Annotated in this window: 21 protein-coding genes; 11 read left to right on the top strand and 10 right to left on the bottom strand. The window is 61.9% G+C overall.

The annotated features are described in order from the left end of the window. Positions 1 to 5: 5 nt before the first annotated feature. A complete protein-coding gene (locus tag BV071_RS03825; protein WP_035602393.1) occupies positions 6 to 806 on the bottom strand; it encodes a tRNA threonylcarbamoyladenosine dehydratase in 801 nt (266 codons plus the stop codon). A 162-nt stretch (positions 807 to 968) separates the two neighbouring features. Between BV071_RS03825 and BV071_RS03820 the strand changes: the two genes are divergently transcribed. After that, a complete protein-coding gene (locus BV071_RS03820; protein ID WP_052572849.1) occupies positions 969 to 3,101 on the top strand; it encodes a glycoside hydrolase family 32 protein in 2,133 nt (710 codons plus the stop codon). Between the two features lie 118 nt (positions 3,102 to 3,219). Here BV071_RS03820 and BV071_RS03815 read toward each other — a convergent pair whose 3' ends face one another. The 4 genes from BV071_RS03815 to BV071_RS03800 all read right to left on the bottom strand — a co-directional run bounded on the left by BV071_RS03815 (position 3,220) and on the right by BV071_RS03800 (position 6,569). Then, positions 3,220 to 4,101: a sugar phosphate isomerase/epimerase family protein gene (locus BV071_RS03815; RefSeq protein WP_035602390.1), complete on the bottom strand. Its 882-nt coding sequence runs from the start codon at positions 4,099 to 4,101 to the stop codon at positions 3,220 to 3,222. 18 nt (positions 4,102 to 4,119) lie between these two features. Continuing rightward, positions 4,120 to 5,289, bottom strand: a complete 1,170-nt coding sequence (locus BV071_RS03810; RefSeq protein WP_035602387.1) for a DUF1080 domain-containing protein — start codon at positions 5,287 to 5,289, stop codon at positions 4,120 to 4,122. An 88-nt stretch (positions 5,290 to 5,377) separates the two neighbouring features. Next, entirely contained in the window at positions 5,378 to 5,632 is a 255-nt protein-coding gene (locus tag BV071_RS03805; protein WP_265594046.1) for a DUF2905 domain-containing protein, read from the bottom strand. Next, positions 5,625 to 6,569 carry a sugar phosphate isomerase/epimerase family protein gene (locus tag BV071_RS03800; RefSeq protein ID WP_035602384.1) on the bottom strand — a complete coding sequence of 315 codons (945 nt, stop codon included), beginning with the start codon at positions 6,567 to 6,569 and terminating at the stop codon, positions 5,625 to 5,627. The genes BV071_RS03805 and BV071_RS03800 overlap by 8 nt, the downstream gene beginning before the upstream one ends. Before the next feature lie 158 nt (positions 6,570 to 6,727). On the opposite strand from BV071_RS03800, the gene BV071_RS03795 reads away from it, so the two are divergent. Further along, positions 6,728 to 7,054, top strand: a complete 327-nt coding sequence (locus BV071_RS03795; RefSeq protein ID WP_035602381.1) for a hypothetical protein — start codon at positions 6,728 to 6,730, stop codon at positions 7,052 to 7,054. 65 nt (positions 7,055 to 7,119) lie between these two features. Here the strand turns inward: BV071_RS03795 and BV071_RS03790 are convergent, their stop codons facing one another. Next, a complete protein-coding gene (locus tag BV071_RS03790) occupies positions 7,120 to 10,305 on the bottom strand; it encodes a hypothetical protein (RefSeq protein ID WP_265594045.1) in 3,186 nt (1,061 codons plus the stop codon). A gap of 194 nt (positions 10,306 to 10,499) precedes the next feature. Between BV071_RS03790 and BV071_RS03785 the strand changes: the two genes are divergently transcribed. Then, positions 10,500 to 10,919 (top strand): secondary thiamine-phosphate synthase enzyme YjbQ, encoded by a 420-nt coding sequence (locus tag BV071_RS03785; protein ID WP_035602375.1) that lies wholly within the window; start codon positions 10,500 to 10,502, stop codon positions 10,917 to 10,919. A 13-nt stretch (positions 10,920 to 10,932) separates the two neighbouring features. Here the strand turns inward: BV071_RS03785 and BV071_RS03780 are convergent, their stop codons facing one another. Beyond that, positions 10,933 to 12,540, bottom strand: coding sequence for a sulfatase (locus BV071_RS03780; protein WP_035602372.1), 1,608 nt, complete (start codon positions 12,538 to 12,540; stop codon positions 10,933 to 10,935). An 89-nt stretch (positions 12,541 to 12,629) separates the two neighbouring features. Between BV071_RS03780 and nadC the strand changes: the two genes are divergently transcribed. The 6 genes from nadC to BV071_RS03750 all read left to right on the top strand — a co-directional run bounded on the left by nadC (position 12,630) and on the right by BV071_RS03750 (position 18,132). After that, positions 12,630 to 13,481: a carboxylating nicotinate-nucleotide diphosphorylase gene (nadC, locus tag BV071_RS03775; protein ID WP_035602369.1), complete on the top strand. Its 852-nt coding sequence runs from the start codon at positions 12,630 to 12,632 to the stop codon at positions 13,479 to 13,481. After that, on the top strand, positions 13,478 to 14,227 hold the full coding sequence (locus BV071_RS03770) for a biotin--[acetyl-CoA-carboxylase] ligase (protein WP_052572847.1): 750 nt from the start codon (positions 13,478 to 13,480) through the stop codon (positions 14,225 to 14,227). The genes nadC and BV071_RS03770 overlap by 4 nt, the downstream gene beginning before the upstream one ends. Before the next feature lie 75 nt (positions 14,228 to 14,302). Further along, positions 14,303 to 16,396 (top strand): penicillin-binding transpeptidase domain-containing protein, encoded by a 2,094-nt coding sequence (locus BV071_RS03765; protein WP_265594044.1) that lies wholly within the window; start codon positions 14,303 to 14,305, stop codon positions 16,394 to 16,396. A 117-nt stretch (positions 16,397 to 16,513) separates the two neighbouring features. Then, positions 16,514 to 16,939 carry a hypothetical protein gene (locus BV071_RS03760; protein WP_035602363.1) on the top strand — a complete coding sequence of 142 codons (426 nt, stop codon included), beginning with the start codon at positions 16,514 to 16,516 and terminating at the stop codon, positions 16,937 to 16,939. A gap of 33 nt (positions 16,940 to 16,972) precedes the next feature. After that, positions 16,973 to 17,776, top strand: coding sequence for an SDR family oxidoreductase (locus BV071_RS03755; RefSeq protein WP_035602360.1), 804 nt, complete (start codon positions 16,973 to 16,975; stop codon positions 17,774 to 17,776). Continuing rightward, a complete protein-coding gene (locus BV071_RS03750) occupies positions 17,734 to 18,132 on the top strand; it encodes a hypothetical protein (RefSeq protein ID WP_035602357.1) in 399 nt (132 codons plus the stop codon). Before BV071_RS03755 ends, BV071_RS03750 begins: the two co-directional genes overlap by 43 nt. 33 nt (positions 18,133 to 18,165) lie before the next feature. On the opposite strand, the gene BV071_RS32445 is transcribed toward BV071_RS03750, so the two are convergent. Further along, positions 18,166 to 19,488 carry a hypothetical protein gene (locus tag BV071_RS32445; protein ID WP_265594043.1) on the bottom strand — a complete coding sequence of 441 codons (1,323 nt, stop codon included), beginning with the start codon at positions 19,486 to 19,488 and terminating at the stop codon, positions 18,166 to 18,168. A 201-nt stretch (positions 19,489 to 19,689) separates the two neighbouring features. On the opposite strand from BV071_RS32445, the gene BV071_RS03740 reads away from it, so the two are divergent. Further along, complete coding sequence (locus BV071_RS03740) at positions 19,690 to 20,094, top strand: hypothetical protein (protein ID WP_265594042.1); 405 nt, start codon at positions 19,690 to 19,692, stop codon at positions 20,092 to 20,094. A gap of 99 nt (positions 20,095 to 20,193) precedes the next feature. Here the strand turns inward: BV071_RS03740 and BV071_RS03735 are convergent, their stop codons facing one another. Together BV071_RS03735 and BV071_RS03730 are read right to left on the bottom strand one after the other, a co-directional pair. After that, positions 20,194 to 20,847, bottom strand: coding sequence for a hypothetical protein (locus tag BV071_RS03735; protein ID WP_035602351.1), 654 nt, complete (start codon positions 20,845 to 20,847; stop codon positions 20,194 to 20,196). 121 nt (positions 20,848 to 20,968) lie between these two features. Beyond that, the gene (locus BV071_RS03730) at positions 20,969 to 22,951 is read right to left on the bottom strand and encodes an ABC-F family ATP-binding cassette domain-containing protein (RefSeq protein ID WP_035602348.1); all 1,983 of its coding nucleotides are present in this window, start codon (positions 22,949 to 22,951) and stop codon (positions 20,969 to 20,971) included. Between the two features lie 248 nt (positions 22,952 to 23,199). Between BV071_RS03730 and BV071_RS03725 the strand changes: the two genes are divergently transcribed. After that, positions 23,200 to 24,429 (top strand): hypothetical protein, encoded by a 1,230-nt coding sequence (locus BV071_RS03725; protein ID WP_075090837.1) that lies wholly within the window; start codon positions 23,200 to 23,202, stop codon positions 24,427 to 24,429. The last annotated feature ends 1 nt before the right edge of the window (position 24,430 follow it).

The following is a 24,430-nucleotide window of genomic DNA, read 5'->3' as shown; positions in this document are numbered from 1 at the left end:
CAGTCTCAGGAGGTTTCGCCTGTTCCGCTCAGGATAGCGAGGGCGCGTCCCGCCGCGATCATCCCGAAGACTGCGGTCACGTGGGTGGCGGTGCCGTATCCCGCATCGCATCTCAGACCGCCGGGCATGTCTTCCGGTCGCTCGTGACTCACCGTGCCCTCGCAGGTCGGGTAGAGCGGTGGCTCTTCCGAATACACGGCCTCGATTCTGAACTTCTTCACCTTTTCGCCAGGGCGTGCTTTCGGAAATCCATGCTCGTCGCGCAGGCGCTTGCGGACCGCCATCAGTAAGGCGTCGTCTCGGGTTCTCGCCAGATCGGTTACCCGGATCGCGGCGGGATCGCGCCGGCCGCCGGCACCACCGCAAGCGATCACCGGCACCTTGCGTTCACGGCAGCGGGCGAGCAGCACGCACTTCGCGCGCACTGCATCGATGGCGTCGATCACCGCATCGAAGCCGCCATCGAGAAAGTCGTCCACATTGCGGTCGGAGAGGAATTCCTGGCGCTCGGTTACCACGATCTCGGGCTGGATCGAGCGCAGTCGCGCGGCCATCACGCCGACCTTCGGCTTGCCGTAGGTGCCGTCGTGCGCATGGATCTGGCGGTTGGTATTCGTCACGCAGAGATCGTCCGCATCGATCATGGTGACCTTGCCGATCCCGGAGCGGGCGAGGCATTCCGCCGCCCAGCAACCGACCCCGCCGACCCCAACCACCGCCACATGCGCGCCGCGGAATTTCTCCAGCGCAGCCGTGCCGTAGAGCCGGGCGATGCCCGAAAAGCGGTCGAGGTAGGGATCGGTCACGCGGCGATGGTGAAACGGGCCGCCCTTTACCGCAAGTCCGGCAGGAAACTTGGCAGGATGGCTTTCCTGTCATGACAGATACTTCACAGGATGTAATGGTGGGCGATAGGCGCGGAGCGGAGTTCCGCGTTCCAATACCGAAACTCCATCCCATCCCAACCCATGCTCTCACGTCTGCTTCCACTCCTGCTGATCCCTGCCGCCGCATCCGCCGCCTCCGATCTGGTCGTCATGGATTTCGAGGGTGATTCCTTCGGTGCCTGGAAAGCCAGCGGTGAGGCATTCGGTAAGGCGCCTGCCAAGGGAACCTTGGACGGCCAGATGCCAGTGAGTGGCTTCGTCGGCCAAGGCCTCCTGAATGGCTATCACGGTGGCGATGACAGCACTGGCTCACTGGAGTCGCCGGCCTTCAAGATCGAGCGCAAGTATCTCAACTTCTTGATCGGCGGCGGCAAGTTCCCCGGCGAGACCTGCATGGACCTGCTGGTCGATGGCAAGGTGGTCCGCACCGCCAGCGGCCTCTACGACCGCCCGGGCGGCGCGGAGCGGCTCGAGTGGCAGGGCTGGGACACCAGCGAGCTGATCGGCAAGTCTGCGACCCTGCGCGTGACCGACAAACGCAAGGGAACTTGGGGGCACATCAATCTCGACCAGATCGTGCAGAGCGATGCGCCAAAGGTGATCGAAATCAAACAGGAGTTCGCGGTGAATGGCCGCTACCTCATCTGGCCGGTCACGCGTGATGCCTCCCAGAAGCGCCGCTTCTTCACTTACTTGGATGGAGCGGAGCAGCCGCTGCTCTATTCCGACATCTGTCTGACGAACAATCCGGACTTCTGGGTCTTCACCGACCTGGCGAACTACCAGGGCCGAAAAATCACCGTGACGGGTAGCGTTCCCGGTGGCCTCGCGGATGCCTGGAGCAAGGTGAAGATCAGTGACACCTACCCCGGCGAAGAGGAGACCTACCGGGAGGCACTACGCCCGCAGTATCACTTCACCAGCCGCCGTGGCTGGCTCAATGATCCGAACGGCCTCGTGTGGAAGGACGGCACCTGGCACCTCTTCTACCAGCACAATCCCTACAACCACAATTGGGACAACATGACCTGGGGGCATGCCACCAGCACGGATTTGTTCCACTGGAAGGAGCAGCCCAGCGGGCTCTTCCCGGATGCGGAGGGCTACATGTATTCCGGTTCCGGGATCTTCGCGCCGAAGGGTAGCACCGGCCTGCCGGTGAAGGGAGATGCTCTGGTATTCACTTACACCGCGAACGGCAACCACAGCTACGCGCCGGATCACAAAGTCGTGCAGTCGGTCGCCTACAGCGAAGACGGTGGCAAGACTCTGACCAAGTTCGCCGGTAACCCAGTGCTGCCTCACGTGGAGGCGGAGAACCGTGACCCCAAGGTCTTCTGGCACGCTCCGACCAAGCACTGGATCATGCCGCTCTACTATGACCGTAGTGACTACGGCATCTATTCCTCGCCGGATATGGTGAAGTGGGAGAAGACCGGGGACTACAAGATCCCGACCGATGGCGAGTGCCCGGATCTCTACGAGCTGCCAGTGGGCGGCAGCCCGAAGGAGACCCGCTGGATCGCATGGGGTGCCCAGGGGAAATACATGCTGGGCAGCTTCGATGGCCGGCAGTTCAAGGCGGAGAGCGGGCCGCACCACCACTACTTCGGCGCGGCCTATGCCGGGCAGACCTATGACAATGCCCCGGAGCACCGCCGCGTCCACATCGGCTGGATGCGTGATGGCGGCCCGGGCCTGAATGGCGCGCCCTTCAATCTGCAGATGACAATCCCGATGGACTTCACCCTGCGCCGCCAAGGCGACGGACTCCGTCTCTGGGCGGAACCGGTGAAGGAAGTGGAGGCCCTGCGCGCCGACACCAAGGAGTGGAAGGACTTGGTCTTCGAATCCGGTCAGACTGATCCACTCAATGATTTCAAGGGCGGTCAGTTCGAAGTGGAGGCCGTGATCGATGCTAACTCCAATGCCTCAGAACTCGGCTTCCGCATCTTCGATGAGCACGCCGCACTTTGGAAACCCTCCGACAAGACCTTCAGCGGCACCGAGGGCCCGCAGGCTGCGGTGGATGGCAAGCTCAAGGTTCGGATCTTCGTGGACACCGTCTCGATGGAAGTTTTCGTGAACGGCACCTTCACCAGCAAGTATCTGCGCCAGACCCCGGGCGCCAAGCCGCTGCGCCTGGTCGCGAATGGTGGACAGGTGAAGTTCGACTCGCTCAAGGTCCACACCTTGAAGTCGGTCTGGAAGTAGGGAGCATTTCTGTAGCGGGATGGCTGCGTCATTCCGGCTGGGAGGATCTTCTTTCGAGAAGACCGTGCCGATTTCAGGGAAGACTCGCCCTGCGGGAACGGCGCAACCGTTCCGCTACTCACGCTCCTAACAAATACTTCCGCATCTGTCCGAGGATCTCGCCGCACTTGGCCTGATCCCCGCCTTCCACCTCGGCGGTGGCCCAGCCGGTGTAGCCGATCTCGCGGAGCGCCTTGCGGACATCGGGCCAATCGATCTCGCCTTCGCCGATCTTCCCGAAGCCACCCTTCACACTCCAATCTTTGCAATCGAGCTTTACGATCCGCTTGCCGAGCGTGCGGATCCAGTCCGCCGGCTTGCCGAAGCGCTGGTGATTGCCGATGTCGAAGTAGGAGCCGACCCAGGGCGAGTTGATCTCGTCGATGTACTTCGCGAGCAGCTCCGCGGATTGCGCATTGCCACCGTCCTCCTTGTAGAACATCCGGTTCCAGACGTTCTCGATCAGGATGCGGATCCCAAGCTCGGCTGCCAGTGGCAGGGCTTTGCGAATGCCCTCAATCGAGCGAGCCCAGGCTTCGTCGTGATTCGTTTTGCCGTCGACTACGCCCGGCACCAGCAGCACCGCCGAACCTCCCACCGAATGGCTCTCGCGGATTGCGGTGAGCAGTCCCAGCAGGGCCTGCTCGCGCACCGCGACGTCCGGATCGGAAAGGCGGGTTTTCCAGTGAATCGAGTCCACCACCCCGTGGATCGGCAGGCCGGTCGCCTTTGATGCGGCGAGCGCCTCCGCCTTGTTCTGGCCCCCGGGAGAGTCGAGTTCCACGCCGTCGTAGCCGATCTCCTTGAGGCCGCGGAATTTCTCTTCCAAGTTCGCACCGAAGCTGGCCATGCCGCATTTCAGCGCGAGCTTGATCGGCAGAACGGCTTCAGCCGATTGGGCGCGGAGGGAGAGGGGGGCCGAGGCTGCGGCAAGCGTGGCGAGGAAATGGCGGCGGTGCATGGGTTGGAAAGGGAGAAATCAGTTCAGGGGCTTCAGGAAGACATTTGTGAATTCAACGCCATCGCCAGCGTGCTCGAAGGCGATCTTCCCCTTCGCAGGCAAGTCTGTTAGAGGAATGTCCTTGGCAACGATCTTCTCGTTCAGTTCCACCGTGGCCGACTTTCCCTGCACCGTAATGAAGAAGCGGTTCCACTCGCCCGGCTTGAGATCGGCTTTTTCACTTGGCTGTGCGGCTCCGGATCCCGCCTCGCCGCCGATGGGAATCGAAAGGCCCCTCACCGAGACGGCAGCCTTGCCGCCCGCCTTCTTGTCGGGGCTGCGCCAATCCACGCAGAGCACGCAATCGCCATACTCGCCGTCGGAGACAAGCTTGCTGCCGCGGAATTCTTCGCCGGCGGCCGCGGTGTAGCCCACTCCATCGCTACTCCACGCCTGCGGCTTATCCGTGCTCCAGCCGCCCATGTCCTTGCCGTTGAAGAGCTGCTTGAAGCCTTCGTAGCCACGTGCCGTCTGTGCCTCGCTCGCGCCGGTGGAAGGCAGCTCCTTGATGCGGATGTTCTTGAAGTGCGCCTCGCTGCCCTCGCTCTCCAGGCAGAGGAAGCCCTTCTTCGGATTGCAGTCCTTGCCAGTGGTCGTCAGCTCGCCGTTCACCGAGAGCTTGATCTCACCATTGTTGCACTCAATTCGGTAGTGGTTCCACTGCGGTGAGGGCAGGGTTGTCTCCTTCATAGGGAACGAGCGCGCGCCGTTAGCCGAGACCTTGCCGGTGGGAGTCATCTTCGCACCCCAGATCGCGAAGATATCGCCATGGGTCGTGAACCACTCGTTGGCTCCTTTGTTCTTCGCATAGCCGAGGTCGAGGATCTGCACTTCGATCCCGCGCGCATACGGCACCCCTGGCGCTGGCAAACCCTCACCCCAGATGAAGACGCCGCTATTGCCCGCCTCCTTCATATGCCGCCAATCCAGCTCCATGATGAAGTTCTCATACATCCGCTCCGTGCTGAGGAAGCCGATCGGCAGGCCGGTCGTGACGATCATCCCGTCCTTCACCGAGAAAGTGTCAGCCGCCACATTCTTGGGCACCCAACCACTGAGGTCCTTGCCGTTGAACAGGTCCTTGAATCCTTCCTCGGCGGCGGATGCGGGAGCAAAGGGAAGAAGCGCGAGGAGGAGGAACTGTTTCATGCGGGTCGTCAGAATACCTGAGTAAACCGCAGGAAATTGCACGAAAATAGATCAAAATGGTTTGATGCCTCGTGGGAGGGTCGGACCCTTATCCGAAAAACTTTCTCACTAGCGCCAGCAATCCACTGAGCACCACGCTCGCGATGATGCAAGTCACCACCGGAAAGTAGAACCCGCCCTTGTCTCCCTCCACCCGGATATCTCCCGGCAGCCGCCCGATCCATGACAGCCAGCCCTTGCCACCGGCAAACCACAGCACGGCACCGAGGATCGCGATGCCGATCCCGGCGAAGACGAGGAGCTTGCCCGCATTCTCCATGGCGATGGGGAAAGGATCACGCAAATGCCTTCCGCAGCAAGTCGAGACTCTTCGGGATTGCGGTGAGTGGATCCTCCTTGCCCTCGAATTCCAGCGAGACGTAGCCGGTGTAGCCGGCGTTCTTCATGATCTTCGCGATCCGCGGGTAGTCGAGTTCGAGCGTATACCACACACCGCCGCCAAAGTAAGTCTTGGTCTGCAAGAGCACTGTGTCCTTGGCCAGCTTCGCGAGTCGGTCGTAGGGATCTTCCAGGAAGTTGCCGGTATCCAGCGTCACCTTCAGCCACGGCGAGTTGATCGTGTCGACCACGCGCTTCACGCCTTCCGGCGTCACACCGAGTCCCCAGTGGTTCTCCAGTCCCAGCACTACCCCGCACTTCTCCGCCACCGGCAGGATCTTGCGGTAGGACTCGATCACCCAGCCGTAGGCGTCCTCCTCGGTGTAGCCTTCGATCGGCTTCTCGACCCCGCGTTTGGCCATTAGGTCGTCGAAGTCCTTCGATGTGCCCCAAGTCCCGGAATTTACCCGCATGGTGGGAATGCCCATCGCGTAGGCCTGCTCGATGCAGTCAATGGTATGCTTGATCTGCGCGTCACGCTTCGCTTGGTCCGGCGAGAGGAAGCCTTGGTGGGTCGAGTAGCCCATCAGGTCCAAGCCTAACAGAAACGCATGGCGCTTGATCTTCTGCAGCGTGGCGTTGTCGGGGATCTGGTCTTTGTCCACCAACTGGCGCTGCAGCACCTCGAAACCATCGAAGCCCATCCTTGCGGCGTGATCGAGGCAAGTCGGGATGTCGCGCAGGTTCTCGCGCTGGAAGCCCCAGAAGGAGTAGGACGAGACTCCGATTCGGTTCGGCCGCCCGGTCCCCGGGGGGACGACGAGATCCACTTCATCCTGGGCCGCAAGCGGGACGGGGAGAGCGGCGAGACTACCGGTGGCGAGGAAGTGACGGCGTTTCATGATTCCGCCTGACTCAGCATGAAAGCCGTCAGGAGGCAAGGAATCCTGCGTGAACGGTCATGAATCGAATGAGAAAATGATCGGATGGTTTCGTGTGGCCGGCAAACTTAGTGAATCGAAGTTGTTGGCACCGGTCCGCTTGTGATAGGCGGTAGCCGATGAACGATCAGGAACCGGAAGAGTGGGACATGCCTCAGCGGGCGGAGACCCTTCCTATCGCGCCGGAGGATCACCAGCGCCTTCGTGGATTCTTGACCGAGCTTGTCATCAGTTCGGCAGGCACCTGCATCTTCGGTTGCTTCTCCCTGATCTATAACCCGAAACCGCTGGGCTCATGGCCTCCGCCTCCCAAGGCCCTTTGGGAGCGAGTCCTCTTCGAGTGGCTTCCACCGCTCACGCTATTGCTCGCCTTTGCCTGTCTGGTCTGGCTTATCACCATCCCGCTGCGGATGGCGAATTTGAAGCGCAGTGGTGGTTCCCCATAGCCGCGAAAAAGCCGCCGTCCCGCGAGGGAACGGCGGCTGGAAGGATTCGCACTCGAAGCTGCGGATCAGCGTGGCGCGATGAATACCTCGTCCACCACGTTCACCTCGTTCGCTCCGCCGGTGCGGCCGCCGAAGCCATACTTCGCGCCTTGCGTCAGCGTGAATGTGGGCACCGCCACCTTGTCGAAGATCGTGGCCCCGTTGAACTTGACGGTCACTCCTGAGGCGAGGTCGTAGCTCACTTCGGCATCCACGAAGTTGCCGTTGGTGTAGGGATTCGTCGCGTTGAACTGGAGGTGGGTGCCATTCACGAAGAGATGGATACCGGTGGCGCTGGTCTGCCCCGCGTTGTTCTCGTAGGTGTCGAAGCCCACGGCAAGGTTCTGTGCCGTCTGCGGGCCAGCCTCACCCCAAGAGGTGGTGCCGAGATCGCCCACCGCGAAGGACATCCCGTCCGCCGCATTGTTGGTCGTCGGCCCCATCTTGACCTTGAAGCGGGCGGTGAAGCCCTTCGGTGTGGCGGGGTTGGTCACATTCTCCAGGATGACTGCTCCGCTCTGAGAATTGACCGAATCCGTCAGGCGGATCGCCTGACCAATCGCCACCGCGTTGCCCAAGAGCGTGCTCGCGCCTTGGCCGTTGTTGAAGTCGGCAGAGTAGGCCAAGTCCGTGCGCAGGTAGCGGTTTTTATCCGTCACGCTTGGGTTCAGGGGCAGGCTGACCCGCTCCCAGGTGGCATCGATCGACTCCAGGGTTGCGGTTGCGAGATCCTGACTGCTGAAGACCGGCAGCTCGCTGCTGCTTTCGACCCAGTAGGCGAAGCCAGGATTGGTCGAGGCCTTGCGGCGGACGAACTGGTAGAACAATTGGCCGCTGCCATTCCGGATGATCGCAGGCAGGCCCTTGGTCCCGCCGAAGGAAATCAGGCCACCATCTGCCGCTCCAGTATTGAGGTTGAAAGCATACTTCTGGAAGTTGCTCACACCATCACCCTGAGGGCTGGCGAAGTCGCCGGAGTTGCCGCTATTGGCATAGCTGCCGAGACCCGCGAGTCGCCAGGCATCCCACGCACCCTCGTTCTTCAGCGCATAGGAGGTGCCCGGCGTGCCAGCGACCGAGGCAGTAACGCTATAAGCACCGGGGATTCCGTTTGCCTGGGCGGTCACGGTGGCCTTGCCCGAGCTGTCCGTCGCTACCACCGAGCCTCCCAGCTTGGCGGAGGCTCCGCTTGCGGGCGGTGTGAAGGTCACGTTGGTGGAAGGCACCAGATTGTCGAAGACATCGCGCACGGTGGCTTCCAGCGTGACGGGGAAGCTGGCTCCCGGGGCCACGGTCTGACTGGAGCCCGCACTGGCCGTCACGGTAGAGGCCGCGCCGGGAGTGATCGCCACATTGGAGGAAGTCATGTTCATACCCCCTGCCACGAAGCCAACAGTCATTGTGCCCGCCGTCTCATGCTTCAGGTCGCTGAACACAACGGCTCCCGCCGAGGCGGTTGCGGTGAGCGTGCCTTTGAGCGTGCCCGCGCCACCGGAGCGACTGGCCGTCACCTGGAGCGAGGAGTTGTTGGTGCAGATGTTGCCGTAGGTGTCCTTCACGCTCAGCGCCGGCGCAGGCGAGAAGGCTTGGCCGGCTGGGACCGAGGCTGGCGGCTGCAGGGCCATTGCCAGCGAGGTAGGAGCCCCCGGCACGTTGGTCATCGGAAGGTTCTTCGTGAGAGTGCCGAAGCTGGCCACCACGTTATAGTTTCCTGCCACGGTACCGACGGTGAAGGTCGGCGCAGTGGCCACACCGCTGGCATTCGTCGTCACCGTCGCAGTGGCGGCGTTGCTTGGGAAGGAGCCCTTGGCTCCCGAAGCGGGGGCGGTGAAGACGATCGAAATGTTGGGCACCACCTGATTGGCGGAATCGCGGGCGGTGACCGAGAAGGCAGTTCCAAGCGTGGTGCCCACCGTGCTGCTGTAGCTGGCGGCTCCGGCGGTGAGACTGGAGACCACCGTCACGGTGGCGGTATTGCTGTTCACCACCGTCGGACCGGCGTTGCTGATCCGCACCCAGTAGGCGGTATTCGCCGTCAGCGCGTTGCTGGTATAGCTGGCGCCGCCGATGCCCACCGGATTGGTAGTATCCGGAGCAGTGCCGCGATACCACTGGTAGTTGAGCGAAGTGCCAGTCGCGGTGACTGAGGGCGAGGCCACATTATTGGAAGCGATGAAGAGATTCGCAGGCTGGACCGTGATCGCCGGTGGATCCACGACCACGATGGTAGCGGTATCACTCCAGGTGAAGGTCGTGCTGTTGTAGACCTTGCAGAAATAAGAGAAGCTGCCGAGCTGCGCGAAGTTAGGCGGCGTGTAGCTGGCGGAGGTTGCGCCGTTGATTGCGGTCGCGGTGGCGAAGGTAGCACCGGCATACCATTGGTAGCTCGGCGTGCCTCCGCCGCGGATGCTCGCTCCTACGGTCAGGGTCTTGGTGCTATTGCGGTTGATGCCGCCACCCACCGGCTGGGTATTCACCACCGGGCCGAAGGTGAAGTCGTAGCTTTGGCCGGTGAAGCTGTTGGGAACCGTGGGCACTTCCGAAACGTGGCCCACCCATTTCAGGCCGAGGATCCCGTTGCCGGTACCGGTATTTGCGGTGATCGTCCAGTTGCTCGATGGCTGTGCGGAATCTGCCGTCACACTGGCGATCGAAAGGCCGCTGATGTTGGCCGGATTGTTGAAGGCGAAGTTGGCAGCGGTCACACCGCTCACCGGGCTGCCGAAGGTCGCGCGCCAGCGCACCGACGACGAGCCGGTGGGATTCGGATCGAGGATATTCAGCGAGGTCACCGGCACCCCGTTGGTCACGAGGATCTGGAACTGATAGTGCGTGCCGGCAGGGCCGTAGGCGAACTCCACCGTGATGGTCGAATTGACCGGCACAGTCTTCGGGTAAATGCGCAGGAACTGGCCTGGGTAAAGCCGGCTCTGTACTTGGCTGCCGGGATCCGCTGCGAATTGTCCTGCGGTGCCCCACGGACTCTCGGAGATGCCCGAGCTGTCGACCTTGGACATGCGTGCGGCTGCCGGGGAGGGATTCGAATAGAAATACCAGTTGCCGCCGCTGTTGTTCTGGATGTCCACGGAATAGTCGCTGCCGCCCGAGTTCGGGGAAACGCTGCCGGCGATATTCTGGGCCTGAAGACTGCCCGCCACGAAAAGGCAGAGCAGGAGGATGACTTGGGTGAGGGCTTGGACAGGGCTAGTCACGCGCCTGCCCAAGAACGAGGTCTTGGGGAACATGGGGTGTGGGAGAAGGCGGGCTTCCTAGCAGGGAGCCTGATATTAGCCAAGTCCAGACTACGCAAATCCACGAACTGTAACATTTCCTCCTCAGGTTAGAAGATATGTGCCGGCGGAGTGACGGGCTTGCCCGGCCGGTGATCGCTAAGCTTAGCTCCGCCATGGCCGCTCACGCTGAAAGCTTTCGGGTCCGCACCCGCGGAAAAGGCACCTTCGAGATCACCGCGGAAGTGGCCGCCATCGTCCAGCGCAGTGGGATCAAGACCGGCACCGTGACCGTCTTCGTCCGTCACACCTCGGCCAGTCTGGTGATCATGGAAAATGCCGATCCGGACGCCCGCCGCGACCTTGAGGTTTTCTTCGATCACCTTGTGCCGGAGAATACGCCCTACTTCATCCATACCGCCGAAGGGCCGGACGATATGCCGAGCCACATCCGCATGGCTCTCACCCGCACCAGCGAGGTCATCCCGGTGATGGGAGGGCGCATGACCCTCGGAACCTGGCAGGGAATTTTCCTCTTCGAGCACCGCCGCGACCCGCACCAGCGGGAGATCGTGGTGAGCGTGGTGGGGGAGTGAAGGAGGATATCCTTCAGCGGGCGGGACCAGAGAGTGGCGGATTCTCGAAGTAGGCCCCGTCATTTTCGAGGCGGGGATCACCGGTGCGTTTCAGTTCGGCGAGAAGCTTGGCTTCCAGTTCCGAGCGGAGTTCTGCGTAGGCAGGATCCTGCGCGACGTTCTTCGTTTCGTAGGGGTCCTTGGACAGATCGTAGAGTTCTTCGCGCGGGCGCTTGCCGAAGGCCGCGTCGAAAAAGGGCTTCCCGAATTCCGTGTCGTGGTTCGCGACCATCCATGCCTTGGTCGGGCTCGCATCCACGTCCGGGAGCACGGCATAGGTCTCCTCCCGGACCTGATCGCTGCTTGGTAGGTGCTCCTTGTCATTGAGGATCGAGTAGTCTCCAAGTGGATCGCGATCCGGCTTGAAGTTGATGATGTAGAGGTAGTTTCCGGAGTGGATTGCCCGCTGGGGGTAGGGTAGGAAGTCCTTCCTCGCCCGGTCCACATGACGCTCGCGCCCGGTCACCGTCCATGTACGCGTGGGATCGACCTGGCCGGACTTCTCCGACTTCAAGATTCCCCACAGGCTTTTGCCCGTGACCACCGCGGGAATCGCGACCTCTGCAGCTTCCAGGAAGGTGGGAGCCAGATCGACAAGGTTCACGAAATCATCGACCACACGTCCGCCTTTCACACCCGGACCGGCAATCGCGAGACTGACCCCGGTGCCGAAGGTGTAGAGATTGCATTTTCCATTCGGGAAGCCCGGCGCGCCGTGATCGCCGCTGATGACGATCAGGGTGTTGTCGTATTGGCCGCTCTTCTTGAGCTCGTCCAGGATCACCCCTATCGAAACATCCAATGCGGCGACCTCGCCGAGATAATCCGCGAGATCTTCCCGGACCTCGGGCTCGTCGGGGAGGAAGGGTGGAAGCTTCCCCTTCATCGCCTCCGGATCGATCCCCCAGAGCGCCTTGCCGCTGCCCCGCTGCCATTTGCGGTGAGTGTTGGTCGGACCGAACCAATAGTGGAAGGGCTTCGAAGGATCGCGCTCTGTTAGGAAGCTGTGGAAGTTTGCCCTCACTTCGGCGTAGATTTCCTGCTTGGACTCCTCCACCGGTCGTCCTTGCGCCGCGAGTTTCGTGACGTGGACGGAGAAGTTGTTGAAGCGGCCTCCAGCACTCTCATAGGCGTAGCGTTTTCCGCCAAAGGGTGCATCGACCGGCGTGCCCGGGCTCCAGACCTTGTAAGTTTGCCCGATGCTGTAGCCGGAGTCGCGTAGAAGCAAGGGATAGGAGGGAATGCTGGGATCCCACTGCGCGCCGGAGAGGATCGCGCCCCGGCCTGTCCGCCAGAAATACTGGCCGGAAAGGAGCGAGCTCCGGCAAGGCGTGCAGGAGGGGGCGTTCACGTGGGCATTCCGGAACAGCACGCCCTTGCTCGCCACCTCGTCGAAAACCGGCGTTTTCGCGAATTCGTTCAAGGCGGACAGAGGCGAACCCGGCTGGCTGTTCCGGTGATAGATGCTGGCGTAGCGCCCCCAATCGTCGGCGAAGATGAAGAGAATATTGGGCTTCTCGGCTGCCTGCGAAAGCGTAGCAAAAGCGGAAAAGATGGCTAGGCCGGCCAGCAGCAGTCTCATCGCGCCATAACTCCCCGGCGTGCCTGCTTCTGTCACGCTGATTTCCGGAGGGCTTGCTTGCTCTGCCGATCGCGTCCTAGCCTCCGGCCGTGGACGAGACCGTCGAACGCCTGATTGAAGCCGCGCTGAAAGAAGACATCGGGGCAGGGGACCTCACCTCCCGCTACTTCGTGCCGGAGGACCGGCAGGCCACCGGCTTCATCGTGGCACGGGAAGCAGGGGTGTTGTCAGGAGGAGAAATTGGAGTGGAGGTCTTCCGCAAGGTTGATCCCGCAGTCCATGCCGCCCTGCTGGTTTCCGACGGTGACCGGATCGCTGAAGGGGCCTACCTGATCAAGGTGGAGGGTCCGGCGCGCTCGATCCTGACGGCGGAACGCACGGTGCTGAATTTCATGCAACGGATGAGCGGCGTGGCCAGTGCCACCCGCCAATATGTCGATGCGGTGAAGGGCACTGCGGCAGAGATTCTGGACACCCGCAAGACGATCCCGGGCTGGCGCCTGCTGGACAAACAGGCGGTGCTCGATGGCGGCGGCACCAATCACCGCATGGGGCTCTACGACCGCGTGATGGTGAAGGATAATCACCTGATGAGCAGTGGTGATCCGGCGGAGTTGCAGGCTGCAATTCATAGCCTGAAGGCGGAACACCCGGAGGTGGAGGTGGAGCTTGAGGCCGACCGTCTGGAGCAGGTGGAGAGCTTCCTGGCGATGGAAGGGGTGGACTACATCCTTTTGGACAACATGAGCACGATAGACATGGCCAAGGCGGTGGAAATGCGAGGCGAGCGCAGGACACCGACGCTGGAGGCCAGTGGCGGCGTGACCCTGGCGACGGTTGCCGGGATTGCGGAAAGCGGCGTGGATTTCATTTCGGTCGGTGCCATCACCCACTCGGTGAAGGCGCTGGATCTGGCACTCGATTTCATCAAACGCGAATGAGTCAGCTTTGGCAGGGGGTGGAGCTGCCGGATGGCTTCCGGCTGGATTACCGCGATAGCACGGGATCGACCAATGACGACGCCCGTGAGGCGGCGCGGGCCGGTGCCGCGGCGGGCCTGGTGATCGTGGCGGGCAAACAGGAGGCTGGCAGAGGGCGTAGAGGGGCCGCTTGGGTCTGTCCCCCGGGCGAAGGCTTGGCCTTCACGGTCCTGTCGCGACCGGGTGAGGCCAAGGCGCTGTGGCCGCGGCTCTCCCTGGCCGCGGGCCTCGCGGTGGCCGAGGGGCTGGAGCGCTTCGGGATGCTGGCGGAGGTGAAGTGGCCGAACGACGTCTGGATCAGCGGCAAAAAGGTCGCGGGGATTCTGGTCGAGGCCGGAGACGATCACGTGGCCGTGGGAATCGGGATCAATGTCGGGGTGCGGGGCTTTCCCCCAGCCTTGGGCGATAGCGCGACCTCCCTGCTCTTGGAATGTGGCGAGGCTCCGCCGCTGCCGGCGGTGCTGGCGACAGTGCTGGAGCGGTTGCAAGTCTGGCAGGGCAAGATTGGGGCGGGGTTCGGTGAACTGCTGCGGCATTTCCGCGTGCGTTGTGCCCTGAGTGGCAAGGAGGTGCGGCTGCTGGCGGCAGATGGTGCGCTGAGCGGCCGGGTCGCTGGGATCGGCGATGGCGGGGAACTCCTGCTCGAAACGCCGGAGGGGATACGCAAGCTGGTGCAGGCCGACGAGGTTCGGGTGCTGGAAAACTAGCATAAAATGCGGCCAACCGCGTTTTGGGCGTTGCCCTTGGGCAGGAAGCGGCCTAGATTCAGCCATTCCGGCCCAGTGAGAAGATCCGTCGCCCACCTTTTCTGTGGGGCCATCCTGGCCTCCGCCGCTTCCGCCCAACAGATTGCCGCCTTGCCGGACAATCCATTGACGCACGGAGGCTTGGCGAGTGATTCCGCGATCACCAACCGCAAGAACGCGCGGACCATCACGCTGTCGATTCCCGCACCGCGGGGAGCGATCCTTGACCGCAACGGCAGTGTGATCGCGAGCAACCGGATCGCGTGGCAGCTGGGCCTACAGTTCGAGCAGTTTGAAAAGGCCGACCGGCCCTTTGTGATCGATTGGGCGCGCCAGCGTCTGGCAAAGGCGAAACTGCTGGTGAAAGACATCAAGGAGCCCACCGATGACGAGCTCTGGAATCACTACAACGACCGCCGCTGGCTGCCGCTGCTGATCAGCACCCATCTTCACGAAGCGGAGAAGAAAAAGATCGAGCCGGGGCTGCCGAAGGGCCTGATCCTGCATCCGGTTTATCAACGCTACTATCCGGGCGGTGATTCCGCTGCGCACATCATCGGCTACGCCGGGAGCATGGGCAAGCTGCCCACCGGCCCGATCAATTTCGAGGAGCCGATGTGGGAGGAGACCGAGGGCCGCGGTGGCCTGGAGGAACTCTACAACAAGAACCTGACCGGCCAGCCCGGGATCAAGAAGCTGCTCTACGACGAGTTCGGGCGGAAATTCCCGGAGGAACAACCGAGACGCCCCCGGCCGGGTGGCACCGTGGTCTCCACCCTGAACATGGCGTGGCAGAAGCACGCGGAGCAGGTGCTGAAGGAGAAGTCCAAGCGCGGTGCCTTCGTGCTGATCGACGTGAACACCGGCGAGGTGCTGGTGATGGCGTCGAGGCCGTCCTTCGACCTGAATCAGTTCATCCCGAGCATTTCCGACAAGGAGTTGAAGGCTCTCGACGAGGATCCCTCGGCACCGCGCTTCGGCCGTGCCTTCCAGTCGAAGTATCCGCCGGGCTCCTGCTTCAAGCCGATGGTGGCGCTTACCGCGCTCAACAGTGGGAAGATCGACGAGGATACGACCATCGACTGTCCGGCGGCGATCACGCTCGGGAACCACACCTTCCACAACCACAACAAGAGGGCGGCGGGGTCGATCAATGTGATCCAGGCGCTGGCCTCATCGAACAACATTTGGTTCGGCAAGGTGGGGATGAACCTAGGGGCCAATGCCTTCCTCGGCACGGCGCGGCGCTTCGGCTTCGGCACGAAGACCGGCCTGGACCTGATCGGCGAGACCGAGGGCACGGTGCCGACCAACGAGTGGATGATGAAGGTCCACAAGCGCCCCTTCAAGGACGGCGACGACTTCAACCTTTCGATCGGCCAAGGCTCACTGGAAGTCTCACCGCTGCAAGTCGCGCAAGCGATGGCGGGGATCGCGAACGGCGGCGTGCTGCCGAAACTGCACCTCGTGATGCAGGTTCAGGATCCCTATGGCCGGGTGATCAATCAGGCGGTTCCTGACAAGCGCAACTGGCTTGGCATCAAGCTCGAAGATATCCTTGTCGTTCGCAAGGGGATGCGCGCGGTGGTCGATGGCGGCACGGGCAAGGCAGCGGAACTGAGCTTCGCCGAGCTCTGTGGCAAAACTGGCACGGCGCAGTGGAACAACGATCGCAACCTCGCGTGGTTCGCGGGCTTCCTGCCCTACGATGAACCGCGCTTCGCCTTCGCCGCCGTGTATGAAGGCAGCAAGGGCGAGAAGCCGAGCGGCGGCAAGAACGCCGCGCCGATCGTGAAATCCTTCTTTGAGCCTCTCAAGGATGAGTTCAAGGACATCCTGGCCCCGGCACCCAAGGCGGTGGAAGTGGTTGAGGAAGATGGCGCGCCCGCTGAAGGCGAAGGCAAGGCGCTGGAGGTCAACGAGGACGGTGTCCTGAAGGCTCAGGAAGTCAAACCGCTGCACTCCGACGAGAAATCCGAGGGTACCCAAAAGGCCGACAAGAAGGAGGAGAAGAAGCCCAAGAAGGTGGAGCCCGTTGACGAAGGCGAAGGAAAGGTCGCCCCGAAGGCCCTGCCGGTGGATGAGGAGGAGATGGAGGATTCCACCGAGTCCGTCCCGGTGGACGACTAACTCATCTAATTCAGCGGTCCCCGCCTTTTCAGGACTGGACGCGAGGTCACTTTGGCGGCACATAGCCCCTGCCCTCGATGACGGGGGCAAATTCAAAACGACCCAAGCCTTCCGATCATGGACATTCAAATCGCCACCCTTTGCGACTTCGCCGCTGACTACAACGGCAAGCTCGTGGTTTCCGGAACCTTCGACACGCTGGCCGCCCGCGCTCTCCCGGTGGTGCACCCCATGTGCAGCCTCGCCCTGCGCTTCTGCTTCACGCAGGAAGACGCCGGCCGTCACAAGCTTTCCATCAACATCATCAACGAAGACGGCGAGTCCCTCGACCCGCAGAACATGCCGATCGAGCCGGAGTTCGAAGTGCAACTGCCGCCGGGCACGCCCTTCCTGACCCGCAACGTGATCATGAACCTGCAGGGCCTGCGCTTCCCGAAGGGCGGCATCTACTCGATCGACCTCGGCTGCGATGGCGAGCTGCTGATGCGCTTGCCGCTGCGCATCGTGCAGGTCCAGCAGCCCCAGGCCGAGCCTGTCGCCTGAGACTTAGTGTCTGTTTGACTGACTGACTGACGCGTGCCTGACGTCCGCTATTCCTGTGCTCTGGTGACCGGCGCTTCCGCCGGCATCGGAGCCGAGTTTGCCCGCCAACTGGCGCCGCATTGTGCGGTGCTGGTACTGGTGGCGCGGCGTTCGGCACGCATGGTCGAATTGGCCGGTGAGCTGGAGAAGGCTCATCCCGGCCTGCGGGTGATGCCGCTTGAGGCGGATCTCACCGATCCCTCCGCACGCTTGCAGGCGGTGGGACATTTGCTTTCAAAGGGGCTCGTTCCAGATCTGCTGGTGAACAATGCCGGTCTCGGGGATTACGGTGAATTCGCGACCTCCGACTGGATGAAGGTGGAAGCGATGCTGCGCCTGAACATCGAGGCGTTGACGCACCTGAGCCACGCGATCCTGCCGACAATGATCGAGCAGAAGCGCGGCGCGATCCTCAACGTGAGTTCGCTGGCGAGCTTGTTGCCGATGCCGGACTTCGCGGTCTATGCGGCGACCAAGGCTTATGTGACCAGCTTCTCCGAGGCGCTGCGGATTGAGGCCAAGGAGCACGGGATCACCGTGACGGCGCTTTGCCCCGGACCGGTGCATACCGAGTTCGGTGAAGTGGCGCGGCGCGATCCTAACAAGGACGAAAATTTCGGCGCGCGGGAATGGTTCTTCGTGCCGCAGGAGCAGGTGGTGGCGGAAGCTCTTGAAGGATTGCTGTGCGACAAGCCGCGGGTTTATCCCGGCTTGAAGATCGCCTTGGCTGCGGTGGGGATTTCCTTGGTACCGATTTGCTTGATGCGATTGGTGATGGGGATGCGGCCGCGGAAGTGAAGCGGGGCCTTCTCCGTTTCCTGTTATTGCTTTTGGGAGCGCTTGCTTTCCTCGCGATGGGTTACGTGGCCGGCAGGCACATCGAGCGGAAGGCGCTCGAAGGCCGGATCGAAATGGAAGGCACCTGGCTGGCCCGATATAGCGGGGGAGAAAAAGTCAGCCCTGAGTTGGACACTCTATGCGCTGAGATCGAAGCGCAGCAGGGTTTGAGAATTCAATCCCGTTGGATCAAGGCTGAGGCAGCCGGGAGCGATCTCAAATTCATCTGCACCGAATCAGCGGCTGGTCGGAATCTGGTGGTGAAAAATGATCAGTCAGTGGGTTGGCGCGAATGCGCTGCCTTGCACGGAAGGTGAGCCATTGATGCCGACCTGCAGTCTAACAGTTCATCAAATGCTGTTAGGTGCCTCTCCCAGCACCACTTTCCATACCGGTCCATTCGGATCGAAGGGCGGGGACCCGCGGACCTCCTTGGGAACGTTGGGAAGGTTCGAGTCGAACTGAAACAGCGGCAGGATGGGATCGCCGCTTGGTGCCTTCTCGTACTTCGCGCCGGATTCTTCGATCAAGAGTGATGCGCCGAAGAGGCCGCCCAGCTCGCTGAGGATGATCTCCACGGGATACCTCTGGCCTGCCCGCACCGTGAACTCCTTGCCGACCATCACGCCGCCGCGCTCGTTGTATTGGCCGGTGTCCGGATATTGGTAGCTCTTCACCGGGATGTCGTATCCGCCGCGGCGCATCTCCTTTTCCATGTCGCGGTTGTTAGAGCCGCCGGCTAGCGTTGCGATGGAAGTGGGGTCCCAGATGATCCTGCCGAGCGCGGCCGAGTAGTCGCCGCCATCGAGCACCACCTTGCCGTTGAAGCGCACGACCATCACGTTGTCGGCACGGCCGACCAGGCGGAACCTTCCCGACTTCGGCGGTGAGACCATGCCGCGATAGTGGGCCACCCAGTTGACCGGCTGGACTTCCTTGCCGCAGCCGAAAGCTTCCGGTGCCAGCGCGGCGCTGATGATGGGGATGTAGATCTTGGTCTGATAGAGGGTATTCGGAGCCTTGTAGTATTCCTCCAGGACTTTGGCGTTCCAGCGGCTGGAGTTGACGAACTCGGAGAGGATCTTCAGGGCTCCCGCTTCGTCGACGCCGGTGGGCTTGCCGTCCTTGGTCTGCTTCAGGTCGTAGAAGTTTCCGACGAGGGCATTGCCCGCGGCTCCGATCATGCCGAAGGGATTCTGCATGCCACTGCCCATGCCATTCCCGAGGCCGCTGCCGTTACCTACTCCTTTACCATTGCCATCGCCCCGGCCACCGCCGCTACCGTGTCCACCCATACCGGAGGAGAGGCTTGAGCTCAGGCTTTGGAGTGAGCTCATTTCCACGCTGGGATCCGGCTCGGGTAGGGTCAGCTGGGAGTTGGTACCGACTGCTGCGATGCGGGCCAAGTCCGGCTTCATTATCTGCACCCGCCGTTGCTTGGCTTCCTTCTGGGCATCGGGTGCGCCGCCACCGCCTGACGGCGGCATGAAGTCCACGACCTTGTCCGGAGGCTTAATCACTCTCAGCACCCAAAAGATTCCGATGACCAGAAGGATGATGTGGAAGATGATGGAGATAGACAGGGCACCGCCGCCCATGCGTTTCCAGACCGAGCGCTTGGGCTTGGCAGGCAGCGACGGCTTCGCCGGGGACGGTGAGGGGGCTTGGATCATCTTGGGTTAGGCCGAGAGGAACGGGTCTCATGCACACTAGATGATCGATTGGCTCCTGCCTACCTAGGCATTGTCCTAGATGGGCGGAGCTCTTGAAATCCGCTCGCGAGGGCGCGGCGATTGTGGCAGCGTGGGGGAGTGAGGGTTGAGTGGAAGATCACAGGCCCGCCGACTCCGCGGTGGATGTACGGTTTCTGGGCCTTGGCCTTGCCCTTATACATCGCGCATATCGCGCGGCGGCCCGAATTGTGGGGCGTCGGCGGATTCCAAGTCGTCTTTGTCTTGGGATGCTTGGTGATATCCAAGCGGCTCAAGTTCCCCTTCCGTTCGGGATACGTCGCGTTTGATGGCGAGCGACTGGACTTCAGCGGGAATAGCGGAGGTGCATGGCGATTGGCGGATGTGGACTCGGTGATCATCCAAGACCACATGATCCGGATTCGCGTGTATCGTCCGGGGCAAATGGGGAATGAGTTTACGGCCGAGGCTGACTCCATGCCGCCGGAGAGTTGGGCGGAATTGACCGAGCTGTGCCGGAGGATTCGGGAGAAGGTGAATCCCGGTGCACTTCCAAACTCCCAAGACCTGGAAGAGGTCACCTCTTGAAGCCTAGGGGTGACCGCCTTGTTCTTCGTAGCCCCAAGACGATGACGGGCGAGGCTGTCAACCTTGGGAAAGACCACCTGACAACGAAGGAAGCGGCCCTCATGGGGGCGCCTCTGGGAGACTCCTGACGAGGATCGGACGATACGAGGGGACGGGAGTTACGATCTGCCCTGCTCCGCTTTTCGCAAGCTGGTGCCAGTCACGGGTAGCCTCGAATCCAAGCTCTTTGATGTAGCGCTTCAAGACCCCTTGGAATGCTTCGGGAGGAATCCGGAATTTTTTCACCTCATGGAATTCCCCGGGCGCGTCTGCTGGTGCTGAATACCACTCCGTGTCCCCACAACTGAAGCAAACGAGAATGGCAATCCTCTTGCCACTCCTTGTCTGAAGGTCCAGTCGATGATGGGGATCGAAAGGGCAGACAGAGAACGAATTCTTGGGGGCGTCTGCCATGGTATCGAAGACATGGAGCAACTCTTGCCTTTGATTTGCGTCGAGTGAAACCCGGCGGTATTCGGTATTGGGTGGGTTTTCCATGAACTCACCTTCCGCATGCTCAAAGTCGAAGGGCCACGAGTGCTCAACTACCTCGATCTGCTCGGACTCGGAGATGGCCCGCAGCAGTTCTGCTTTGAAGTCGACAGCCTCATCAGAGTAAGGCGGCTTGGGCGGTAGGCTTGCCCAGCCGAGGACTGCAACTACTGCCAAGCAAAGGAGCAGATAACCCCAGACCTTTCGCGGCAGTCGCTTCATGATGGTGATAACGAGCCCAACCGGGTTTTCTTGGGTTCCCCATCCGTGAAGCTGATGGGGCCCAAAAGAAGAGCGGACAAGAGTGTCCGCTCTCCACAGGGCATCTGGGGGCGATTCGCTGCTACCCCAGCTTCGCCTTCACGCCTTCGATCTCCTCACTCAGCTGCTCCCAGCGCGAGATCGAGGCTTCGAGGCGTTGCGTGACTTGCTCGACGGTATTGCTGACGAGGCGGAACTTGGCGGGCGATGCCACGACTTCGGGCTTGGAGAGGTCGGCGGTGGCGGTGGCTTGGGCAGCTTCGAGGTCGGCGATGCGCTTCTCGACGGTGGCGAGTTCGTCTTCCAAGGGCTTGAGCACTTGGGTGCGGATCTTGCGCTGCTCGGCCTCAATGCGCTTCTGGTCCTTGCGGCTCGGTGCAGCGCTTGAAGTGGCGGCTCCAGCCTTGACGTCGGTGGCAACGTGGCTGCGGGTCGAGAGCACCGGGCCGGACTTCTCGTCGGCGGTCTTTTCCAGATAGTAGGTGATGTTGCCTTGGAACAAGCGCGGGTCCTCGCCGGGACGGAACTCGAGGGTCTTGTGCACGACGGGATCGAGGAAGGCGCGGTTGTGCGAGACGATCATCACGGTGCCCGCGTAGTCGGCCAAGGCACGTTGCAGCACCTCCTGCGATTGCATGTCGAGGTGGTTCGTCGGTTCGTCGAGAATCAGGAAGTTCGCGGGTGCCACGAGCATGCGCACCAGTGCGACGCGTGAGCGCTCACCACCGGAGAGCACGCCGACCTTCTTGAAGACGTCGTCACCGCGGAAGAGAAAGCAGCCTAACAGATTCCGGCAATAGGGGCCGGACTCGCGGCTGGCGACTTCCTCCACCGTTTCGAGCACGCTCTTGTTCGGGTCGAGTTCATCGGCGTGGTTCTGCGAGAAGAAGGAGGTGGCGACACGCAGGCCGAACTCATGGGTGCCATCGTCCGGCTCTTCCTGGCCGGTGATGACCCGGCAGAAGGTGGACTTGCCCGCGCCGTTCGGGCCGACGATGGCCATGCGTTCGCCGCGGTTGATCTCGAAGCCGAATTTCTTGAAGACCTGCAGCTTGCCGTAAGCCTTCGAGACATTCTCCAGCTTCGCGACCAGATTGCCGCTGGCGGGCGGCGGCGGGAACTTGAAGTTCATCACGGAATCCGCGGCCTCTGGCGGCGGAATGCGCTCGATCTTCTCCAGCATCTTGACGCGCGACTGCACCAGCGTGGCCTTATTGGCCGAGGCACGGAAGCGATCGATGAAGCGCTGGACATCCGCGATCTCGCGCTGCTGGGCGATGTAGCGCTTTTCGTGGATGTCGCGGCGGATCACGGACTCCGTCTCGTAGTAAGTGTAGTTGCCCGCGTATTCCTCGCAGCGGCCGTGGTGGAAGGCGAGGGTGCGGGTGCAGAGCATGTCCAGCAGTGCACGATCGTGCGAGATCAGGAGGATGGCACCGGGGTAGTTCACCAAGTACTGCTCCACCCAGCGCTGGGTGCCGATGTCGAGGTGGTTCGTCGGTTCGTCGAGCAGCAGGACTTCGGGCTCCTGCAGGAAGAGCTTCGCCATGGCGATACGCATCTGCCAGCCACCGGAGAACTCCGCGCAATCGCGCTCGAAGTCGGCCTTGCTGAAGCCGAGGCCCTGGAGCACGGACTCGACCTTCGGCTTCATGCGCGAGGGGTCGCTATCCTCAAGTTGCAACTCAAGGGTGCCGATTTCTTCCAGGAGGTCGCCGTAAGGGGAGGAGCGCGGATCGAGCTTCTCCAACTCGGCGGAGAGGCGGTCAATCTTCTCTTGCAGGGCGAGGGCCTCGCCGAAGGCGCGCATGGTCTCATCCCAGAGGCTGATGCCTTTTACGTGGATGCCTTCCTGCGGCAGGTAGCCGACGCGGACATTGCGGGGAACCACGACCTTGCCGCCCGAGGTCTCCACGATCCCGGCGATGGCCTTCATGAGCGTGGACTTGCCCGCGCCGTTGTGGCCGGCAAAGGCGATGCGCTCCCGAGGCAGGATCGAGAAAGTCAGGTCCGAGAACAGGACGCGGGCGCCGTATTCGACGCGGAGATTGTGGACGGAAAGCATGAGGCGGGCGGAGACTTGCGGGGAGAAGGCTCCGGGTCAAGGGTGGGAGGCATAAGTCGGAGCCCGAACATGAAACTTCCCACTCGGGTCATCGAAATCCAAGCGCACCCGTCTGAGGCCGAACGACTTTCCCAGGGTTGGGTGGCGTATCTTGCTGAAATTCAATCGCCGAGGGGGAGAATTGACTTAGGTCAAACTTCGCAAAAATACGCGTAGGAAACCGCCTTTCGATGCCGTTTGATTTCTCCGTGAAGTGGCTGCTTTTGGTTCCCGTGCTGCTGGCGCAAGTGGCGTCAGGGGACGCGGATTTCTGGGATTTGCCGCCGATCCGCTACTCCGACACCAAGCCGAACGACTCCGTGACCAAGCTGGCGGCGGCGCTGGCCTCCGGGGAGAAGAAGGTGGAGGGGAAGACCGGCTTGGAGCGTTTGCGCTTCGTGCTCAAGGAGCTGGATGTGCCTGAGGAATCCCAAATTCTGGTATTCTCCAAGACCAGCCTGCAGGTCGCGCTGATCCAGCCGAAGAACCCACGGGCGCTGTTTTTCTCGAATGATGCCTATGTTGGCTACGTGCCGGGCGGCTCGATCGAGGTGATCGTGCAGGATCCGGTGCTGGGTGACATCTTCTACGTCATTGAGACCGAGGAGAACGGGAAGCTGAAGGTCGAGCGCGATACCTCGCTGTGCATGTCCTGCCACGGGACCGCGCGGACGGAGGGGATCCCGGGCGTGCAGGTGCGCTCTGTCTTTCCGAATTCCGAGGGGCATCCGCTGCTCGCGATGGGGACTTCGCACGTGAATCACGACACGCCGCTGGCCGAGCGCTGGGGCGGCTACTATGTGACCGGCCGGAGTTCGCAGGGGCATCTAGGCAACCGTACTTTCACCGAAGGGGCCGACGCCCAGCCTAAGCCGAGCGACCTGCTCGACCTGCGCGGGGTCATCGATGTGAGCAAGTATCCGCGGCCGACGAGCGACATCGTGGCGCTGATGGTGCTGGAGCACCAATGCCGGATGCACAACCTGCTGAATGCCGCGACGCTGCAGTACCGGCGGGCCTGCTTCATCGGCAAGACGATCGATCCCGAGGCTGATCCTGATCAAGGTTCGGCGGGTCGGGTGGCGGATGGGATGGCCGCGAAGATCGTGGAGTGCCTCTTCTACAAGGACGAGGCGAAGCCCGGCGATGACTTGGTGGGCGGCGAGGAGTTCCAGAAAGCATTCACCGCGCGCTACCCGAAGACGAAGGCGGGTGATTCGCTGGTGGAGTTCCATCTCTACGATCGGATCTTCAAGAACCGGTGCTCCTACATGGTCTACTCGCAGGCCTTCCGCGATCTGCCGCCGCGGGTGAAGCAGGCGGTATTTGCAGGGATGAAGGCGGTGATCTCGGGGGAGGACTCGAGCTTCAGTTATTTGAAGGAGTCGGAGCGGAAGAGGGTGGATGCGATTTTGAAGGAAACGCTTGATGGGTGGTAGG

Source organism: Haloferula sp. BvORR071, assembly GCF_000739615.1.
Classification (GTDB): domain Bacteria; phylum Verrucomicrobiota; class Verrucomicrobiia; order Verrucomicrobiales; family Akkermansiaceae; genus Haloferula.
This window is presented reverse-complemented; position numbering and strand designations above follow the sequence as displayed.

Excerpts from the sequence above, each read along its gene's own strand:
- BV071_RS32445 (WP_265594043.1), bottom strand. The coding sequence starts at position 19,488 with ATGATCCAAGCCCCCTCACCGTCCCCGGCGAAGCCGTCGCTGCCTGCC.
- BV071_RS03810 (WP_035602387.1), bottom strand. The coding sequence starts at position 5,289 with ATGAAACAGTTCCTCCTCCTCGCGCTTCTTCCCTTTGCTCCCGCATCC.
- BV071_RS03785 (WP_035602375.1), top strand. The coding sequence starts at position 10,500 with ATGGCCGCTCACGCTGAAAGCTTTCGGGTCCGCACCCGCGGAAAAGGC.
- BV071_RS03735 (WP_035602351.1), bottom strand. The coding sequence starts at position 20,847 with ATGAAGCGACTGCCGCGAAAGGTCTGGGGTTATCTGCTCCTTTGCTTG.
- BV071_RS03820 (WP_052572849.1), top strand. The coding sequence starts at position 969 with ATGCTCTCACGTCTGCTTCCACTCCTGCTGATCCCTGCCGCCGCATCC.
- BV071_RS03780 (WP_035602372.1), bottom strand. The coding sequence starts at position 12,540 with ATGAGACTGCTGCTGGCCGGCCTAGCCATCTTTTCCGCTTTTGCTACG.
- BV071_RS03800 (WP_035602384.1), bottom strand. The coding sequence starts at position 6,569 with ATGAAACGCCGTCACTTCCTCGCCACCGGTAGTCTCGCCGCTCTCCCC.
- BV071_RS03730 (WP_035602348.1), bottom strand. The coding sequence starts at position 22,951 with ATGCTTTCCGTCCACAATCTCCGCGTCGAATACGGCGCCCGCGTCCTG.
- BV071_RS03770 (WP_052572847.1), top strand. The coding sequence starts at position 13,478 with ATGAGTCAGCTTTGGCAGGGGGTGGAGCTGCCGGATGGCTTCCGGCTG.
- BV071_RS03760 (WP_035602363.1), top strand. The coding sequence starts at position 16,514 with ATGGACATTCAAATCGCCACCCTTTGCGACTTCGCCGCTGACTACAAC.
- BV071_RS03795 (WP_035602381.1), top strand. The coding sequence starts at position 6,728 with ATGAACGATCAGGAACCGGAAGAGTGGGACATGCCTCAGCGGGCGGAG.
- BV071_RS03815 (WP_035602390.1), bottom strand. The coding sequence starts at position 4,101 with ATGCACCGCCGCCATTTCCTCGCCACGCTTGCCGCAGCCTCGGCCCCC.